This window comes from Ruania alba, assembly GCF_900105765.1.
Classification (GTDB): domain Bacteria; phylum Actinomycetota; class Actinomycetes; order Actinomycetales; family Beutenbergiaceae; genus Ruania; species Ruania alba.
Window position 1 is genome coordinate 1,297,743 of record NZ_FNTX01000002.1, and the last position, 17,275, is coordinate 1,315,017.

Genomic DNA, 17,275 nt, shown 5'->3' on the forward strand with positions numbered 1-17,275 from the left:
GGCTCCACCACGTCGCCACGGTGAGGGCCATCGCATCGCGCTACAGGCTCATCACCACACGCAGCGCGGCGTCGACCGCGCGCAACTCATCGAAGCCCAGGTGCCCGATCCGGTCGCCGAGCCGGCTCGGATCGACTGCGCTCGCCTGTTCGGCGAGGACGCGAGTTTCGATGCCGTCGATCTCAACGCTCGGGCGGAATGTGGCAGGGCGTGCCGACGTCGACGTGGGAGCGACCAGCCAGGTCGACAGGAGATGCAGATCATCGGACTGCACAACGACTGCGTAGCGAGATCTCTGCTGTTCGTGACCCCGGGTACCGCGGGGTGCGCGTAGACGGTAGACATCACCACGCACGCAGAGACTCCATGTCGCGCAAAACCTGCGCGGCCTCAGCACGGTCATCGGGATCCGCAGCCAGAGCCTCAGCCTCGGTCCGTAGCCGGGACTTCGCATGCTTGGCAGCCGCCTCGACCAAGGCATCGCGCACCGCCTGCGACACGGGAGTTCCATCGGAGGTCAACTCATCGAGTGCGAGCCGAGCCTCATCATCGGGACGGAATGTGATCGTTGCGGCCACAACTTGAGTGTCTCACGAGATGTAAGACATTTCGAGAGAAGGCCCGCGGAGGGCATGTTGCGCCGCCAGTTGGTGGCGTGATTGCGGCGGGAAGTCGTTCGATTGACACGTGGTTCAGTCGGACTTCGGTGGGCGCTCGTTCCCGGTAGAGAGTGCATTGCGCATACGTTGGACCGCGTCCGCCAGCGGCTGCAGGTCCTTGTCGATCACGGCTTGAACGACGCCGGGACTGGTCGAGAAGTAGTGGTGGGCCAGGAAGTCCCGCATTCCTGCGATGTCACGCCACCTGATTCCGGGTTCAGTGTCAGTGATCTCGGCGGTCAGCGACTTCACTGCCTCGCCGATCTCAAGGAGTCTCATCGCGACGGCATCCATCACAAGTTCGCGTGAGATCGGGCCGTGCCGCAGGTGCGAGTGGATCGCGGCGATGGCGTCCGCGATGTCGTTCAGGCGGTCGATGTCTGAGCGCCTCACAGCGCGACCAGGTCCTTGGCCGCTCGCTCGCGCACTCGTTCCTTGAGTCCGTCGCGCGGGACCAGGTCGACATGGACACCGAGGAGATCCTCGAGCGCATGCTGAATGCCAATGAGGTCGATGATGCTGGTGCCCGGCGGGATGTCGACCAAGATGTCGACGTCGCTGTTCTCGTGGTCGTCCCCTCGGGCGGTGCTGCCGAAGATCTCTGGGTTGGTCAGCCCATGGCGCCGCATCACCCGGCGCAACTCGCTACGGTGTGCGGCTACCCGCCGGCCCGTAGAGCCGCTGAACGGCCCTTGGGCTGGCGATGAGAGTTCGGGCATGACCCTATCGTATCGGTGGGTCCGATCCGGGGCCCTCGCTCTGGCCAGCTGTCGCCGTCAGACCCTCCCCGTCGTCCCCCGCGCCGCGTACTCCCCTGACAACTTCTGATTCCCTGGCGCTCCACCCGCGCTGACCTCGCTCAGCAGCGTCACCGCGCGGGTGCCCAGCTCCTCGAACGGAGCGGTGACAGTGCTCAACTGCGGTGTCAGGGTGCGCGCAAGGAGCACGTCGTCGCAGCCGATGATGCTGCGATCGTTCGGGACGGACAGGCCCTGCTCGTCGAGCCCGCCGACCACCCCGCAGGCAAGGTAGTCATCGAAGGCCATGATCGCCGTCGCCCCGCTCGAAGCGATTGCCTCCGCTGCGTGCCAGCCGGCCTCGTACGTGGCTTCGACGGGTCCCAGCTCGACGAGCTCGACATCGGCCGAGGTCTGCTGCGCCCAGGAGCGGACGGCGTTCGTCCGCTGACTTGCCGCCCAGGATCCTGCGGGTCCGCGAAGCAGCAGGATCCTGCGGTGACCGAGCTCGACCAGGTGGTCACCCGCCTCCCGCAGAGCTGCAGAGTTGTCACAGGTCACCGAGGGAATGCCGCGGACCGCCCGGTTGACCAGCACCGTCGGCGTCGACCCAACCGCTGCCTGCAGGTCCTTGGTGGCCAGGCGAGGTGAAGCGACGATCAGTCCGTCGACCTGGGCGCTGAGGCGCTTGAGTTGGTCGGCGGCCTTCTGACCGCCGGACTCGGCGTCGAGCAGCATCACCGACGCATCCGACGCACTCGCCGCGCGCTCGACCGCTCGGACCAGTGGCGGGAAGAAGGGGTTGGTGATGTCCAGCACCACCAGGCCGATCAGTCCGGTGCGCCCGGTGGCGAGCCCGCGGGCGGCGCGGTTGAGCTCGTATCCCTGGGCCGCCGCAGTCGCGAGGATCCGCTCGCGGACCTTCGTGTTCACCATGTCCGGCCGGGAGAAGGCACGCGAGACAGTCGATGCCGAGATGTCGAGCTCTCGCGCGATCGAGTAGATGGTCGCCTTCACGCGTGCGCCCCCTGTCCGTCGTCGGTTCATCGGCACGATACTCCCGCAAGGTTAGTTCAGGTGGTCGGTGAGCCAGGAAGCGCAGGCGGCGAAGATGTGGTCGGGAAGTGGGTGGCCCGCGTCGTGCATCAGCACGTCGAAGCCTGCATCGGGCCAGTGCTGCTGCGCACTCTGGGCGATCTCGGCGTTGTGCGAACCGTCCGAAGCTCCACCGCCCGCGTACAGGACGGGGCGAGGGGCGATGAGTCCGGTGAGTTCGTCCAGATCGCGGTGTCGTGACAGCTGGTCGCCCAGGTACCAGGGGTCGTGCCAGTTCGAGTGCGCGAAGCCCAGGCCTGGTTCGTGCACCACGGCGGCGCGAATCCGTGGATCGAGGGCGGCGAGGAACAGCGCGTGCTTGCCACCGAGGGAGTGGCCGAGTGTGCCGATTCGATCGGCGTCGACCCCCGGGATCTCGGTCAGTGCATCGACGGCGAGCAGCAGATCGGCGACGCTGCGGCCCAGGCCGGTGACACCGGGGTGATGCGCTGCGTGTGCCGCGGCCGGCGGTCCGTATCGCGCGGACAGGTCGGTGGGGCCTTCGCGCTCGGAGAGCATCTCCGCCCACCACGGCACGGCAAGCACTCCGAGGCCGTGTGCGGCGAGGCGCAGCGCGTAGTCCCGGCCCGGCCCCGGGCGGCTCGCCGGATAGAGCGGGCTTGGCCGGCCCAGCAGCGTGTCCGTGTCGTAGAACGGCACCACCACGACGGCGGAGGGCGAGCTGGCATCGGGCGTGAGCAGCACCGCCGTCAGGTCCGCTCCGAAACTGTGCAGGTGCAGCTGGCGCTGCACGCTGCCGTGAGGGCCGGGTGTCGCCTCGCCAAGCCGCCACGATCCGTTGACGGGGCGGCGTGCGCCGATCCAATTGATCCACGCGGCCCGGTCGGTGGGATCGGTGGTGTGAGCAGACCCGTGGCCGGCGGCACTCATTGAATGCGTTCCAGATCGAAGTCCACGGTGAACAGGTAGTTCCAGGGCCAGCGCACGTGGCGTACCCGCCACCCGTTCAGCGCGCCGATGCCGGATGCCCAGTCGTTGAGCTCGGCCTCGACGCGTCGCTCGAGATCGGGGATTTCCTCGAGCGGCGGATCGGTCAGCCCACGCTCCCTGAGTTCGTGCAGCAGCCGGGGGCGCAGCACCGGCAGGTAGTGGCCGTCTTTGATGATCTTGTTCGCCCGGAACTGCTCACGTTCATGGCACGCCTCGTCGGAATTGTCGATGGTCTCGCTGGCTGCGGTCGCGAGAGTGGTCCCCAGGGTGTTTCCCGCCGTATTCCAGCCGCCGTAGGAGACCAGGCGTTGCAGCAGGTTCGCGCCGTCGAGGGCGTCCACCAGCAGCGGGTCTGAACCGTTCGCGTAGCGCACGTCGGCGAGCGCGACGCGGCGGTCATCAGCGAGCAGTGCCTCGACCTCGGCGACGAGCCCCTCACGCTCTGCTGGCGTGCTCGGTTCTGGTGCCTCGCCGGTCCAATCGCCGGGCGTCGTGGACGGTGGATAGACGACGAGAACGACATCGGCATCTGCTGGATCGTCCACGCGGACCGCTCCGAGCGCGCGAATCTGATTGCCGATGCCGTCGTTGAGCGGGCGGTCCTCGTACGGTGCCGTGCGGTCGAGGCCGCCCGGCTCCGGGCACCGTACGCAGATCCGCGGCGTCACTCCCTGCGCCTCGGCCGCGACCCGGGCCGTGAGCACGCTCGGCACCTCGTCGGCCCCGGGGTAGAACAGGGCGTGTGTGCCGAGGCGGTTGTTCCATCGGTCCAGGGCGCGCCGGTCCGATGCAGGAAGGCCGCGGGGTGCGGTGTCGTCGGATGTGATGGCGAGCGTGGCCACCGTGCCGTCGGCGAGCAGGGACAGGGCTGTGAGGTTGATCGTGTGGTTGCGCAACCTGCGCCCGACCAGATCTGCCACCGCGTCGGCAGGTACGGCCTCCCGGGCGGCGCTCACCTGGTCGGTGTCGGTCTCGCCGTGCTCGTAGTTGTCCCAGGCCTGGGACAACTCGAACAGGCGACGCCCATGGGTCGCCCAGTACTCGGGCTCTTGCCGGCTGCGCGTGTTGTTGTCGTAGTGCGGAAGGCGGGTGACGACCTGGTACGCCGTGATCGGGGAGGTGAGTCCTCGGAGTACCTCGAGCCGCGGGAGTGCATCGAGGATCCCGTCTGGCGTGTTCCGGGACGGGATGAGTCCGCCGTGCACCAGGAGGTCGAGCGAGAGGACGACGGCATCGACGTCCCGGTCGATCTCCCGGAGCCACACGGCAAGCCCGGCTGTGTTCGCGCCCTCGCGGAAGCGCGGCATCAGATGCCGAGGGGGCAGGAGAACGTCGACGCCGCAGCACCGGCCGAACCATTCTGCATAGCCGGCCGTGTTCGGGCGCTCGTCCGGCGGGAGGAGGGCGATGCGCATGGATGGCCTTCCGAGCTCGGGCTTGTGCAGTGTCGGTGGACCACGGTATCTTCGACGAGCCAGATCTGCAACCGATTGCAGATCTGCGGCTTGTTGAAAAGCGCGCGACGCCGTTGTCCCAGCGCGGAGGAGAAGTGACCATGACACAGTCCAGAAGGTTGCTGACACGAGCAGCGGGTGTCCTGCTGGCGGGAGTGATGCTTGCCGTGGCGGGCGTCAGTGCACATGCAGCAGGCGATCCGCCGGCTGAGGAGCCCAATCGGCTCACGAACACGAGCTTTGAAGAAGGCGAGGACGCAACCAGTGCGCCGGGGTGGTCGCCATTGTGGGGGAGGGACGAGCTTGTCTCGTTCTCCGAGGAGCGCGCCAGCGATGGCGTGCGGAGTCTGCACGTTGTCCGGGAAGACGGGATGCGCACCGGTGGGTTCGTCTCTGATCCGGTGCCAGCCGACGGCGGCGAAACGTATGAGTTCAACTTTGATCAGTATCGCGTGGGCGGCGCGCTGAGCGTCACGTTCTACTTCGACGACTCCGACGGGAACGTGATCAGCCAGCCGTACGAGATGGTGCGTTCTACGACCGACAGGTGGGAGCGTACGGCGGTTCGTTTCGAGGCTCCCGAGGGAACAGTCTCGGCACGTCTGCTCTTCTATGCGGTCTCCGGGGCGACGCTCAACACGTTCATCGATGATGTGTGGTTCGGGCCGGCGAGTGAGGAACCTGAGGAGCCTGAACTGTCTCCTGTCGAGACGATTCTCGCCCAGGATGAGAATCTCGAGTACCTCGGTACTCCCGTGACCACTCAGATCCCGAGTCAGGCGGCTCACGGCATCGAGGACGGGCGGCACGTGTCGTATCAGGCGTTCAAGGGCGCGCCGGACACGGGATATCCGGCAACCTTTGCGGTGACTGATGTGGCCACCGGCGAGCAGGTCCGCACCTGTGAGATCGACGGTGCTGAGCACTCGAGGAACCTCAACATCGCTGATGACGGTCGCGTGTACTGGGGGACGTACCACGATTCCATGCTGTGGCGCTATGACCCCGCCACGGGCGAGTGCGAGAATCTGGGCCGGATGAGCGACCAGAAGGACTCGACCTTCGGCATGTCTCCCGGACCTGACGCATCGATGTATATCGGGGCTTACCCCGATGGTCGCCTCCTGCATGTGGACCCGGTGACCGATGAGGTCGAGCTGCTGCGCGAGATCGATCCGAATGCGGACTACATCCACTCGATCGCTTACCACGAGGAGACTGACACGGTTTATGTCGGCTCCGGCGGGCAAGTCCCTCAAATCTGGAAGATCACGGACGCCGGACGCGGCGAACAGACGCTGATCGCCGACGAATCCACGGCACCAGGCCTGAACGATGGAGCTACCTTCGTGGGCCGGATGGACATCGTCGGTGACCGGATCTTCGCTCAGGTCGGGCTGCGAATGCTCGTCCTGGATCTGGACGGGAACGTCATCCACTGGGACGCCGACCAGACTCGCTACTTCTTCGGGCACCACCTCATCGCTGGTGCGGATCCCGGTACCGCGATCTTCTCGACCGCAGGCGGGACATTGGTGGAATACGACATCGCGACCAATTCCTTCGCGCCAACGAGTATCAGCATCGGTGGCTACCTCTCGAACGGCATCGTTGACGACTCGAGCGGCACGCCTCTTCTCTATGGAACCTCGGCGTCCGGTGTGTTCGTCGCCGATCTTGAGAGCGAATCGCTGATCTCGGAGAACGCGATCGACTTCGCCCAGCCCACGCTGATCCAGAAGCTCCACACGGGGCCCGGCAACACCGTGTGGGCCTCCGGCTACATGGTGGGTCTGGCGCAGGTGGACAAGAGCGGCGCCGATCACGGCCCCACCATGCAGCGCGGTCAGTATGAGTCGGCTGCGGTGCGCGATGGGAAGCTCTACCTCGGCGCCTACGGGCACGCCAAGCTCGAAGTCCTCGACCCCGAGACATACGATCCCACGGATGGGAGCACGGTCCCGAGGCTCTTCGATGGCCTGGCCGAGGGGCAGGATCGTCCTTTCGGCATGGCGTATAACCCCGATCGTGACGAGATCTACATGGGCACAGTTGCCATCTACGGGCAGACCCAGGGTGGACTTGCGATCTGGGACGGAGCCACTGGCGAACACGAATGGCTGACCTCTGAGATCGGTCAGGACGAGAACATCGTCTCAGTCGCGTACAACCCCGTCGACGGTCTCGTGTACCTCGGCAGCACCGTCGATGGCGGGCTCGGATCGGACCCGAGCGGCAATACGGCGGGCAAGTTGATCGTGTTCGATCCGGAGACCCGGAGCGTTGTCACCACGATCGATCCGGCCGGAAGTGAGCGTGAGGGCATCACCGGACTGATGGTCGATCCCGACGGCGTGGTGTGGGGGGTGGCTGAGGAGGCACTGTTCGCCTACGATCCCGCCACCGGTGAGTCGGAGGTGAGGGGCACCGTGGGCGGTCGCTACCCGGACGGCAGGACCTTCTGGGCCTACGGCACAGTCTCGATGTCAGATGCGGACGGAAGGATCTACGTCACGGCGGGGAGTCGCTTCAGCGTTCACGATCCCGAGACCGGTGAGACAACGCGAATCGCGAACGGGCTCCAGTGGAGCACCGTGGATGAGGACGGTGACGTCTACCTGAGTTCGGGTGCCAACCTGTTCCGGTACAACGTGACTGGTTCCCAGGAGCCATCGACTTGCAGCGAGACGCTCACCGACCGGGTGAACGGTGGCCTCACCGTTGCCGACGGGGACGTCCTATGCCTCGACGCCGCGCTCGTGAACGGGGGCGTATCAGTCGAGGTCGGTGGCACGCTGGTCGTCGAGGGGTTGAGTCAGATCCGCGGTGGCCTGACAGCGGTGGATGCTGTGAGTGTGCAGGTGCGTGACAGTCAGATCCGCGGTGACGTGTCGGTCACTGGCACCGCCGATGAGTTCGTGTTCGCGGGCAACGATGTGCACGGCTCCGTGCAGTGCTCCGACAACACCTCCGATCCGGACGATGAGGCCAGTGCCAGCACGATCACCGGCTCGGCCGACGGCCAATGCGCCGGGCTCGCCCTGGGAGGCGGATGACGTGCCGTGTGGCTTCATCGACCTTCGTGCGATGAGGGACGCAAGCCACGATGGCCGGGACTGACATCCGGGTACTCGACGCAACTGTCGCCTACCGCGACGTGAAGCTTGAGTCGCCGCTGACGATCAGCGGAGGGTCGATCACGCACTTCACCGTGGCCGAAGTCGATGTGGAGGTCGTGAATCGTTCAGGCGCGCGCGGAACGGGGCACGGCGAGAGTGTGCTGTCGGTGCCATGGGCCTGGCCGGGAAGCGCCCTTTCCGTCGGAGAACGAGACGCAGTGCTGCGCGGGTTCGTGCGTCACTACGCACAGCACGCTGCGAGGCTCGACCCGGCCGATCCGATCGCGATATGGGGCCACCTGGCCACCAGCACTGAGGACAGCCGCGCAGCCCTGCAGGCAGTTGCGCACGAGCGAGTTCCGGAGCTGGGCATAGCCCTGGCCCTGGGCGCCGTCGACAATGCGCTGCATGATGCGTGGGGCAACGCGGCCGGCCAGAACGTATTCGAGATGTACACGGCCGATCATCTGGCCGATGATCTGCGTGCCCATGGTTTGCCCGGCTGCTACCCCGGCGACGGGGTCGAACCTTCGCCGCGGCAGTCGTTGCCTGTGCAGCACGTCGTCGGCATCTCCGATCCGCTGACCTCCGCGGCAGCAGGGGACGGGTCGACCGCGCTCGCGGACTGGATGGTGCAGGAGGGTGTCGACCGTCTCAAGGTCAAAGTGGCAGGTGCCGACCCAGCTGTCGATGCCCAGCGGATCTCTGACATCTATCGCATTGCCAGGTCACATGGCTTTTCCCCGCAACTGGCCGTCGACCCGAACGAAGGTTACCCGGACGCGATCGTCGCGGGAACCATGCTCGACGAGCTCTCCGCTTCCGATCCGGAAGCCGCCGCCACCGTGCAGTACCTGGAGCAACCGATCTCGCGCTCAGTGGTCGTCGACCCGGACCAGATGCGGTACCTCTCCGAACAGGTGCCCACCATCATGGACGAGGGATTCACGTCCCTCGCGCGACTACCGCAACTTCGCGCAGAGGGATGGTCCGGTGTGGTCATCAAGGCCAGCAAGGGGCAGACACCCGCGGTGATCGCCGCTGCTGTTGCACGGCACCTCGGACTGTTCGTCACCGTTCAGGACCTCACCGCCACTGGAGGTGCCTATCTGCACTCCGCGCGGATTGCCAGCGTCTTGCGGGTGAGCGTGCCGCAGCTCGAGTACAACAGCAGGCAGTACGCTCCTGCCGACAATGACGGGCTCCGTCGCATGCTCCCGAAGCTGGCTCACGTGAAGGACGGCCAGGTGAGGATGGACGGGCTCGACGGAGCGGGGCTCTACGGCGCTACTTCATCCCGGACATCATGACGCCCCGGACGAAGTAGCGCTGCAGCAGGATGAAGATGATGAGAGTCGGGATGAAGCTGACCACCGCGGCCGCCATCATGGTCGAGAGCGGGACCTGCTGCTCCTGCAGGGTGTTCAGGCCGACCGTCAGCACGTAGTTCTCCGGAGACTGCTGCGAGATCATCGGCCACAGGAAGTCGTTCCAGTGCCAGAGGAAGACGAATGTGCCCAGCGTCGCCATGATGGGCTTGGTCTGCGGCAGCACGATCGACCAATAGATCCGGAACTCGCCGGCACCGTCGATCTTGGCCGCGTCGAGCATCTCGTCCGGGATGCTGTAGATGAATTGCCGCATCAGGAACATCGCCTGGGCATTCGCGATCGTTGCCGCGATCATTCCCCACATGGTGTCGAGACCGTTGAGCCCGCCGACGATGAGGTATTGCGGGATGATCGTGAGGTGGTAGGGGATCATCAGCATCGCGATGAAGACCCAGAAGATGACCTCTCGTCCCGCGAATCGCTTCTTGGCGAAGGCGTATCCGGCCATGGACGCGAACAGCAGCACGATGACCACTGACACGACCGAGTAGATCGCTGAGTTCAACGCCCATTGCGGAATGTTCTGGCTGTTGAGTGCATCTTCGAAGGCAGCGAGGGAAAGCTCCTCCGGGAACATCGATTCCGGGAGAACGATGGCTTGGCCCGGTTGGAACGCGATGATCACCATGGCGTAGAAGGGGAACGCCGTCACCACCGCGACGACGAGGAGCAGCGCGTGCATCGGGACGAGGCGGCGGGCCCGGGTCAGGCGGCGTGACAGTGGCATGGACGCACTCGTGCGAGGCGGTGTGGGAGCGGGAGCTGGTGAGAGATCACGTGTGACGGACATCAGTCGTCCCTCCCGACCAGTCGGCGTTGGATGAGTGAGAAGACCAGGGCGATGATCAGTAGGACGACGCCCACTGCGCTGGCGTAGCCGAAGTCGAAGTACCCGAATCCCTGGTCATAGAGCATGAAGGTGAGCGTGTAGCTCGCCCGTACGGGGCCGCCGCCGGTCATCACGAAGATGGTGTCGAATGTCTGGAACGACTTGACGGTCTCGAGCACCAGCACGAAGAAGAGAGCGGGCCGAAGGGACGGCAGCGTGATACGCGTGAAACGTTGCCACCCGTTCGCACCATCGATCGATGCCGCCTCGTAGTACTCCTGCGGGATCGCCAGCATGCCGGCCAGCAGGATCAGCATGTTGTAGCCGAAGCTCATCCACGCACTCACGAGCGCCAGCGCCGGGAGCACCCAGAATCCGTCCTGCAGCCAGCTGATCGGCTGGAGTCCCACGGCTCTGACGAGGCCGTTGATCGGGCCCGAGTCGGAGAAGATCCACACGAAGATGAGCCCGGAGAGCACCGGTGATGTCACGGCCGGAAGGAAGAAGATGGAGCGGTAGAAGGACATGCCGCGCATCACGCGGTTGCACAGTTGAGCGATCGCGAGGGAGAGCACCACTGTCAGCGGCATGGCGATCGCTGCGTATTTCAGCGTGACCCAGAGCGCCCCCCAGAAGTTGGGGTCGTCGAAGAGCCTGGCGTAGTGCTCGAGCCCGACGAAGGTGAGCGCGCCTGAGAGACTGTACTCGCCGAAGCTGAGACCGATCCCGAAGATCGCCGGCAGGATGCGAAACACCATGAAGAACACGACGTACGGCGCAATGAAGATGTACGCCGCGATCGCGCTCTTCGACCTCCACCACCGTCGCTTGCGGGTCGGCGGCTGCCGTGTGTCCTGCGCCGTCTGGTCTGCCGGTGCGGATCCCGTGGCTACTGCCATGATCGATCCCTTTCTGAATAGGCGTGGGGCCAGCGCGGTGGCTGGCCCCACGCACACACGAGGCTCTGACTCGGGGTCAGAGGGCCCCGTTCACCTCTTCGGCGGCTGCGTCCAGTGCTTCCTGCGGATCGGCACCTTCGAGCAGCACACTCTGGATGTGCGGGCGGATCATGTCGATGATCTCCCGAGCCTTGGGGTGCTGGACGCCGGTGCGGAGGTACTCGAGGTAGTCGGACCCGCCGGCGATCTGCGGATCATCGGCGAACAGGCCGTCGAGGTCCGTGCGCGGTGAGAGATATCCCGACTCGCTGAGGAAGTCCTCGAGGAACTCCGGCTCGCCGAGGAACCGAACCCAAGCCTGAGCGGCTTCCGGGGACTCGGTGGTGTTGAACACCGACCACGCACCCACTGAGCCGGAGGCGACCTGTTCGACGCCGCTCATCGGTGGGACCGTCTCGATGACGTCGGGGTCGACGAACTCACGAGTCGCCGCCAGGTTCGCCCCCATCACGTAGCCGAGGTTCCCTTGCCCGGCCTCGGTCTGCTCGAAGGGCTCAGCGATGCTCAACGGTTCCTGCGGAACCCACTCGTTGTCCACCATCTCCTGGATGAACTCCAGCGCCTGCAGGCCCTCCGGGCCGTTGAACGTCGCCTCGGTCATGTCCTCGTTGAGGACCTCACCGCCTGCCTGCCAGAGGTACATGTAGAAGGTGTGGTTCAGCGTGGAGACGCCGTTGTACTCCGTGGCGTAGTAGCCGGCTTCCCGGATGGCGGGTGCGGCGTCACGGAACTCGTCCCACGTGGTCGGGCAGGCGGCGACACCTGCCTCCTCTAGCACGTCGGTGTTGCAGTAGGACGTCTGCAGCTGCATCAGCATGGGTTGTCCGTAGAGGGTGTCGTCCCAGGTCATGGCCTCGAGTGAGGAGTCGTAGAACTGGTCCCAGTCCTCGCGCAGGTCGTCCATCGGGAGCAGCAGGTCCTGGTCGGCATACTTCGGTACGAAGTCGGGATTGAAGTACACGACATCGGGTGCGTTGTTGCCCGTGATCGCCGTGACGAGCGACTCCTCACGCCCCTGCCAGGCCTGCATCACGACCTCGACCTCGACATTCGGGTACTCCTCGTTGAACTCGTCCACGTACGGCTGCCACCAGGACGCCTCGGTGATCGTCGAGAACGGGTACGTCCAGAACGTCACGGTGCCGGAGACGTCCTCCGGCGCGGCGTTCTCCTGTTCGGGAGACTCGTCCTCGCCACTGCATGCCGCGAGCAGCAGTGCGCTCGTAACGGCCGCGCTCACGGCGACCTTGGCCTTGTGCTTCATGAGCCCTCCATTGGGTGTGTGAATGATCAGCGTCGAGGTCGGCAACCTGCAATCGGTTGCACGCAACGTAACGATCGGCAGGATGCCCTGTCAAGGCGCGTGGTGTCCGTATCCGAACTGTGACGTCTCACGTCGTCTGGGCCGCCGTGGTACCCGTGAGCACGCCCACACGCGCAGATCCCGCACACGCATCTGGGTCAGGTCTCCACCATGGGCGGGGTTCGTCCTCACCAGTGGCGCGGGGCGCCGTCGTGATCGGCACTGTCCTGAGCCAGCAAGGCGACCCGTGTGGCCAACACGCTCTGCGCCGTCGTGATCTCCGGCTCGTGGCCGGCCGCCACCGCATCGAAGAAGTAGGCGGCCGGGCGCCGGCCCGGCGGGAGGTCCACCTGACGGCGGGGCTCGCCGTGCGTGGTGACCGTCACCGCGTCATAGGCCCAGTCCAGCTCGGCCGTGCCGTTCGTCCCGGCCAGGCGCATCCGGTAGTGGCCGTGCACATCGGCTGCCTGGGGGGCGAGCCAGTTGGCCTCGATCGTCGCCGTGAGATCCCCGGCGTGCAGCAGCACCGCCACATGGTCATCGAACCGGGGGTGGTCGGCCGCCCGGGCGTTGCCCGTGATGGCTGAGACGGTCCCCGAGGTCGCGCCGCTGAGTATCAGGGCGAGGTCGATGTCGTGCACCGGGAGGTCTCCGGCGATCCCGCCATAGGTGCTGCGGTCCAGGAACCAGGCCGGCCGGTTGGGGAGGTTGAGCTTGTGCGGACCGGTACTGGCCATCAGCGCCGGCCGGCCCAGCGTTCCGTCCTCAAGCAGGTCTCGCAGCGCGAGTGTGGCCGGATAGAACCGCTTCTCGAAGACGACGGAGACGTGCCGGTGTGCCGCGGCGGCGAGTTCCTCGATCTGGTTCAGCTCGTCCAGGGAGGTGCACAGCGGCTTGTCTGCCACCACATGTGCCCCCGCCTCCAGGGCCGCGATCACGGCCGCACCGCGGCGGGAATAGACGCCGGCGACCAGTGCGACGTCGACCTGGTGGGCTGCCAGTAGCTCAGCGGGGGAGTCGTAACGCGGTGTGTCGCCGATGTCCGGCAGGTGTGCCGCCTGCATGTCCGGGTCCGGTTCGGCGACGGCGACCAGTGTGCAGTTCTCCCGCGCAGCCACCTCGTCGAGCGCGTACGAGACGTGCGGATGTGCCGCTCCCAGAATGGCGACCCGGATCATGCCGACACCTCCACCTGAGTGCCGGTATCGGCAGCCCGGTAGATCGCATCCAGCAGCTGGACGGTGCGGGCAGCCTCCGGTGCATCGATGGCGCATGGGCGTCCCTCGCGCAGCGCAGCCAGGACCTCCTGCCACATGGTGACGTGCCCGGCGATGCCGATGGCGGCCGGATCGGCGGATCCGCTGGTGACCGACGCTGATGAGGCGGGACGTGGGACTCCGGGAACGTCCCAGCGCAGGATCTCCCCTTGTCCGAGCTCGACGGTGCCGCGCGAGGTGTGCAGGGTCAGGGTCGCGGGCGAGCCCGGAGGTGTGGCCGTCGAGGTACTGATGAGGCCCAGGCCGCCGGACGCCAACCTGAGGGTCGCCACGGTGGTGTCCTCGGCTGGCATGTCATGGCCCAGAGTGGCCTGCTGCGCGGTCACGGTTTCCACCGGGCCGCACAGCCAGCGCAGCAGGTCGGCGTTGTGGACGCCCTGATTCATCAGGGATCCGCCGGCGGGCATCGTGGTCCGCCAGGGGGCTGCGTGGTAGTAGTCGTCGTCACGGCTCCAGTGGACCTGAGTAACGGCGAGCCGGATCTCACCCAGCTCGCCGGAATCGAGCAGCTGCTTGACGGCGGCGACCTCGGGCTCGAACCGGCGTTGGGCGACCATCGCGACGAGGACCCCGTGCTCGCGTGCCGCGGCGACGATCCGGTCCGCATCGGCAGCCGTGGTGGCGAGAGGCTTCTCGACCACGGCGTTCTTGCCGGCGGCGATAGCGGCGAGCGTGAGCGAGGCGTGGGTCTGCGACGGCGTGCAGATCGCGACGACATCGACATCCGGATGGTCGATCACCTCGTCGGCACTGCACTGACGTGCCGCCGGCCATCCGCACCCGGAGATCACCTCCGGGTTGCCCCCGCTGTAGGCGACCAGTGTGGTGGCCGCCACCTGCTGCAACGCCCGCGCGTGGGTGGTGCCGATACTCCCGGCGCCGACGATTCCGACGCCGATCGATTCTGCCATCGTGTGTTGCCGCATGGGCTCACCCTACGAGAGTTCGCCCCGGTGCTGCAACCGATTGCACGTTGATGAGTCTGCTTCCGTGGCACCGTCGAAGACTCGAGCTCAGCTGAGCCGATCGTAATTCTCGGGTGTCACCTCAGCACGGAGTGTGCCCTCCCGCAGGAAGCTCTCCACCTCGGCGACCACGGTCGTACCTTGCGCGAACCGTGCCTGCACGGTGCCGCCGGCGACGTGTGGTGTCAGAATCGCATTGTCCAAGCCGAAGAACGGGCTCTCCACCGGAAGCGGCTCGGTGGTGAACACGTCGAGGCCCACCTTGAGTCGACCGGCCGTGACCTCGGCGAGCAGTGCCTCCTCGTCGGTCACCTGGGCGCGTGCGGTATTGGTGACGATCGCGCCGTCGGGGAGCAGCGCGAGTTGTGGGGCGCCAAGCATTCCGACGGTCTCGGCCGTGACGGGAGCATGGATCGAGAGGACGTCGCTCGTCGCGCACAGTTCGTCCAGCTCGCACAGTTCGACGCCGAGCTGGCGGGCGTCGTCGGCCGAGCAGTACGGGTCGAATGCGCGCACGGACGTGGCGCCGAGTCCCTGGACCAGGGAGGCGAAATGCCGGCCGGCGCGGCTGAGGGAGACGATGCCGATGCGCTGCGCGGCAATGCTCTGACCCAGGACGCCCTGGCCGCCCTCGCGCCAGTCGCGGGTGCGCTGAAGAGCCCGATCGTGCCACACGAGATTGCGCAGATGCGCGAGTGTGAAGGTGAGTGCCAGCTCGGCCACCGGAAGCGCCATCGCATCGGCGCCACCCTGTGCCAGGCGAAGCCGGTCGCCCAGGCATTCCGCAGGGAACAGCTTGCGCACCGATCCGGCGCTGTGCACCGCCAGGCGAAGCCGTGAACCAGCCAGGACGGCCGGATCGAAGGGCTCGGTGCTCCATGAGGTGAGCAGCACATCGAATTCGTCGCCGACGTCTGTGGGTACGGCAACCTTCCCGGAAGTCTCGGTGCCGAAGACGACCTCCCCGAGGTCGTGGAGCTTCGCCTGGGTCTGCTCATCGTAGAGGCGGGCGAACTGATCCGCGGTGATCGCGACGAAGATGCGGGCGCTCATGATGCTCCTGTTCTCGAAGTCAGTCTGCACGACTATCGCACATCGTTGCAATCGGTTGCAATCACGGAAACGAATCACCTACGATCGTGCAGCATGACGACCCTCGAGAGTGCCGCCGTCGACGCCCGGGACCAGCTGGAGCAGGTGGTGCTGCCGTTCTGGCTGGCACACGGGATCGACCACGAGCGCGGGGGATTCCATACGTGCTTCGACAACCGCGGCCGCACCCAGGTCTCCGGCGACAAGTTCACCTGGTCGCAGGGTCGATTCGTGTGGATGCTGGCGCGGGCTGCTTCCCTGACCCGCGCAGGTTTGCTCCGTCCAGTTGACGGCTTCGACGCTGATGCGTTGATGGCGTGCGCTACCCGCGGCGCCGACTTCCTCGAGAAATACGCCCTTCGCCCCGACGGCACCTGCTCGTTCGCGCTCGTGCGCGACGGATCCGCCGAAGCGGCGGGCCACCCCGCGAGAAGCGTCTATGCCGATCTGTTTGTCGCGATGGGATTCGCAGAGATCGCGCGGCAGGGCGGGCCGCAGCGGTGGCTGGAACCGGTGCGCCTCATCGTCGACCGCGCTCGGGAGGACATCCACCAGCGGGTTGCGCCCACGCCGCCGTACACGATTCCGGAGGGGCACCGAGCCTTCGGGCCCCACCTGATCCTCCTGAATGCGCTCCTCGTCCTGAGTGAGGCTGAGCGGAGTCTGGAGGTGCCGATCTCACGCCGGGAGGCGCTCGCCTCCGAACTCGATGCGGTGATGTCATTTCACGACGGCGGACACGGCTTTCGGGAGATGCCTCCGTTGGGGAGGGCTCGCTCCGGCGCACCCGGCGAGGGTTCGGTTGGCCCGTCCGGTTCGGGCCTGGTCGCCACGCATCGCGTACCGGGCCACGCGCTGGAAGCGATGTGGATCGCCCTCGAGGCGATGGATCTGCTCGGCGATGCGACACATCGGGAGACTGCCCTGGCGAGTATCGCCCCGCTGTGCGAACTCGGGTGGGATGGTGAGCACGGCGGGCTGTTCCGGTACGTCGACGAGGCCGGCGGCCCGCCCACCGGTGTGGCCGGGGTGAGCGATTATGAACGTCTGGTGCAGACCACCTGGGACACCAAGCTGTGGTGGGTGCACACCGAAGCAGCAGCCGTCGCCGCCACGGCGGCCTGGCGGTACGACCGCCCGGAGGCTGCTGCGTGGTTCGACCGGATCTGGCGCTACACCATGAGCACGTTCCCTGGCGGGGATGAGGGTGAGGAGTGGGTGCAGATTCGCAATCGGGATGGATCTCCGCGCGATGAGGTCGTGGCACTTCCGGTGAAGGATCCGTTCCACATCACGCGGAACCTGATGCAGATTGTGGAGCTCGCGCCTTGGTGATGTGATCCTTGCCACAGTGCATAGGTGGTGTGTAAGGTCGTCGCTCAATTCGTTGCAACCGATTGCACAGGCCTCCACGATCACTCGACCGCCGGCCCGAGGAGACATC

General features: G+C 66.2%; 16 protein-coding genes. 3 read left to right on the forward strand and 13 right to left on the reverse strand.

Annotation, left to right across the window (positions count from 1 at the left end; genetic code table 11):
* Positions 1–40: 40 nt before the first annotated feature.
* The 7 genes from BLU77_RS16220 to BLU77_RS16250 all read right to left on the reverse strand — a co-directional run bounded on the left by BLU77_RS16220 (position 41) and on the right by BLU77_RS16250 (position 4,857).
* Positions 41–454: a type II toxin-antitoxin system PemK/MazF family toxin gene (locus BLU77_RS16220; RefSeq protein WP_342741473.1), complete on the reverse strand. Its 414-nt coding sequence runs from the start codon at positions 452–454 to the stop codon at positions 41–43.
* Positions 345–578 carry a hypothetical protein gene (locus tag BLU77_RS16225; protein ID WP_089774092.1) on the reverse strand — a complete coding sequence of 78 codons (234 nt, stop codon included), beginning with the start codon at positions 576–578 and terminating at the stop codon, positions 345–347. Before BLU77_RS16225 ends, BLU77_RS16220 begins: the two co-directional genes overlap by 110 nt.
* A gap of 114 nt (positions 579–692) precedes the next feature.
* Positions 693–1,052: a HepT-like ribonuclease domain-containing protein gene (locus tag BLU77_RS16230; protein WP_089774093.1), complete on the reverse strand. Its 360-nt coding sequence runs from the start codon at positions 1,050–1,052 to the stop codon at positions 693–695.
* Positions 1,049–1,378 (reverse strand): nucleotidyltransferase family protein, encoded by a 330-nt coding sequence (locus BLU77_RS16235; RefSeq protein ID WP_089774094.1) that lies wholly within the window; start codon positions 1,376–1,378, stop codon positions 1,049–1,051. Before BLU77_RS16235 ends, BLU77_RS16230 begins: the two co-directional genes overlap by 4 nt.
* A 57-nt stretch (positions 1,379–1,435) precedes the next feature.
* Positions 1,436–2,413 (reverse strand): LacI family DNA-binding transcriptional regulator, encoded by a 978-nt coding sequence (locus BLU77_RS16240; RefSeq protein WP_175477161.1) that lies wholly within the window; start codon positions 2,411–2,413, stop codon positions 1,436–1,438.
* A 51-nt stretch (positions 2,414–2,464) separates the two neighbouring features.
* The gene (locus BLU77_RS16245) at positions 2,465–3,382 is read right to left on the reverse strand and encodes a dienelactone hydrolase family protein (protein WP_089774096.1); all 918 of its coding nucleotides are present in this window, start codon (positions 3,380–3,382) and stop codon (positions 2,465–2,467) included.
* Positions 3,379–4,857 (reverse strand): DUF4127 family protein, encoded by a 1,479-nt coding sequence (locus tag BLU77_RS16250; RefSeq protein ID WP_089774097.1) that lies wholly within the window; start codon positions 4,855–4,857, stop codon positions 3,379–3,381. Before BLU77_RS16250 ends, BLU77_RS16245 begins: the two co-directional genes overlap by 4 nt.
* A 140-nt stretch (positions 4,858–4,997) precedes the next feature.
* Here BLU77_RS16250 and BLU77_RS16255 point away from each other — a divergent pair, with 140 nt between their 5' ends.
* Positions 4,998–7,952, forward strand: a complete 2,955-nt coding sequence (locus BLU77_RS16255; RefSeq protein ID WP_139177805.1) for an SMP-30/gluconolactonase/LRE family protein — start codon at positions 4,998–5,000, stop codon at positions 7,950–7,952.
* A 50-nt stretch (positions 7,953–8,002) separates the two neighbouring features.
* On the forward strand, positions 8,003–9,325 hold the full coding sequence (locus BLU77_RS16260) for an enolase C-terminal domain-like protein (RefSeq protein ID WP_089774099.1): 1,323 nt from the start codon (positions 8,003–8,005) through the stop codon (positions 9,323–9,325).
* Here the strand turns inward: BLU77_RS16260 and BLU77_RS16265 are convergent.
* From BLU77_RS16265 to BLU77_RS16290, 6 genes are all read right to left on the reverse strand, one after another.
* Positions 9,303–10,133 (reverse strand): carbohydrate ABC transporter permease, encoded by an 831-nt coding sequence (locus BLU77_RS16265; RefSeq protein ID WP_089774100.1) that lies wholly within the window; start codon positions 10,131–10,133, stop codon positions 9,303–9,305. The genes BLU77_RS16260 and BLU77_RS16265 overlap by 23 nt on opposite strands.
* Before the next feature lie 62 nt (positions 10,134–10,195).
* The gene (locus BLU77_RS16270) at positions 10,196–11,134 is read right to left on the reverse strand and encodes a carbohydrate ABC transporter permease (RefSeq protein WP_217632481.1); all 939 of its coding nucleotides are present in this window, start codon (positions 11,132–11,134) and stop codon (positions 10,196–10,198) included.
* Between the two features lie 76 nt (positions 11,135–11,210).
* Complete coding sequence (locus BLU77_RS16275) at positions 11,211–12,458, reverse strand: sugar ABC transporter substrate-binding protein (protein WP_089774101.1); 1,248 nt, start codon at positions 12,456–12,458, stop codon at positions 11,211–11,213.
* A gap of 227 nt (positions 12,459–12,685) precedes the next feature.
* A complete protein-coding gene (locus BLU77_RS16280) occupies positions 12,686–13,675 on the reverse strand; it encodes a Gfo/Idh/MocA family protein (protein WP_089774102.1) in 990 nt (329 codons plus the stop codon).
* Positions 13,672–14,700 carry a Gfo/Idh/MocA family protein gene (locus BLU77_RS16285; RefSeq protein WP_245708909.1) on the reverse strand — a complete coding sequence of 343 codons (1,029 nt, stop codon included), beginning with the start codon at positions 14,698–14,700 and terminating at the stop codon, positions 13,672–13,674. Before BLU77_RS16285 ends, BLU77_RS16280 begins: the two co-directional genes overlap by 4 nt.
* 87 nt (positions 14,701–14,787) lie before the next feature.
* On the reverse strand, positions 14,788–15,792 hold the full coding sequence (locus BLU77_RS16290) for a hydroxyacid dehydrogenase (protein WP_139177806.1): 1,005 nt from the start codon (positions 15,790–15,792) through the stop codon (positions 14,788–14,790).
* Positions 15,793–15,885: 93 nt separating this feature from the next.
* On the opposite strand from BLU77_RS16290, the gene BLU77_RS16295 reads away from it, so the two are divergent.
* Positions 15,886–17,166 carry an AGE family epimerase/isomerase gene (locus tag BLU77_RS16295; protein WP_089774104.1) on the forward strand — a complete coding sequence of 427 codons (1,281 nt, stop codon included), beginning with the start codon at positions 15,886–15,888 and terminating at the stop codon, positions 17,164–17,166.
* The last annotated feature ends 109 nt before the right edge of the window (positions 17,167–17,275 follow it).

Excerpts from the sequence above, each read along its gene's own strand:
- BLU77_RS16285 (WP_245708909.1), bottom strand. The coding sequence starts at position 14,700 with ATGCGGCAACACACGATGGCAGAATCGATCGGCGTCGGAATCGTCGGC.
- BLU77_RS16235 (WP_089774094.1), bottom strand. The coding sequence starts at position 1,378 with ATGCCCGAACTCTCATCGCCAGCCCAAGGGCCGTTCAGCGGCTCTACG.
- BLU77_RS16255 (WP_139177805.1), top strand. The coding sequence starts at position 4,998 with ATGACACAGTCCAGAAGGTTGCTGACACGAGCAGCGGGTGTCCTGCTG.
- BLU77_RS16275 (WP_089774101.1), bottom strand. The coding sequence starts at position 12,458 with ATGAAGCACAAGGCCAAGGTCGCCGTGAGCGCGGCCGTTACGAGCGCA.
- BLU77_RS16260 (WP_089774099.1), top strand. The coding sequence starts at position 8,003 with ATGGCCGGGACTGACATCCGGGTACTCGACGCAACTGTCGCCTACCGC.
- BLU77_RS16265 (WP_089774100.1), bottom strand. The coding sequence starts at position 10,133 with ATGCCACTGTCACGCCGCCTGACCCGGGCCCGCCGCCTCGTCCCGATG.
- BLU77_RS16250 (WP_089774097.1), bottom strand. The coding sequence starts at position 4,857 with ATGCGCATCGCCCTCCTCCCGCCGGACGAGCGCCCGAACACGGCCGGC.
- BLU77_RS16220 (WP_342741473.1), bottom strand. The coding sequence starts at position 454 with ATGCGAAGTCCCGGCTACGGACCGAGGCTGAGGCTCTGGCTGCGGATC.
- BLU77_RS16280 (WP_089774102.1), bottom strand. The coding sequence starts at position 13,675 with ATGATCCGGGTCGCCATTCTGGGAGCGGCACATCCGCACGTCTCGTAC.
- BLU77_RS16270 (WP_217632481.1), bottom strand. The coding sequence starts at position 11,134 with ATGGCAGTAGCCACGGGATCCGCACCGGCAGACCAGACGGCGCAGGAC.
- BLU77_RS16245 (WP_089774096.1), bottom strand. The coding sequence starts at position 3,382 with ATGAGTGCCGCCGGCCACGGGTCTGCTCACACCACCGATCCCACCGAC.
- BLU77_RS16295 (WP_089774104.1), top strand. The coding sequence starts at position 15,886 with ATGACGACCCTCGAGAGTGCCGCCGTCGACGCCCGGGACCAGCTGGAG.
- BLU77_RS16290 (WP_139177806.1), bottom strand. The coding sequence starts at position 15,792 with ATGAGCGCCCGCATCTTCGTCGCGATCACCGCGGATCAGTTCGCCCGC.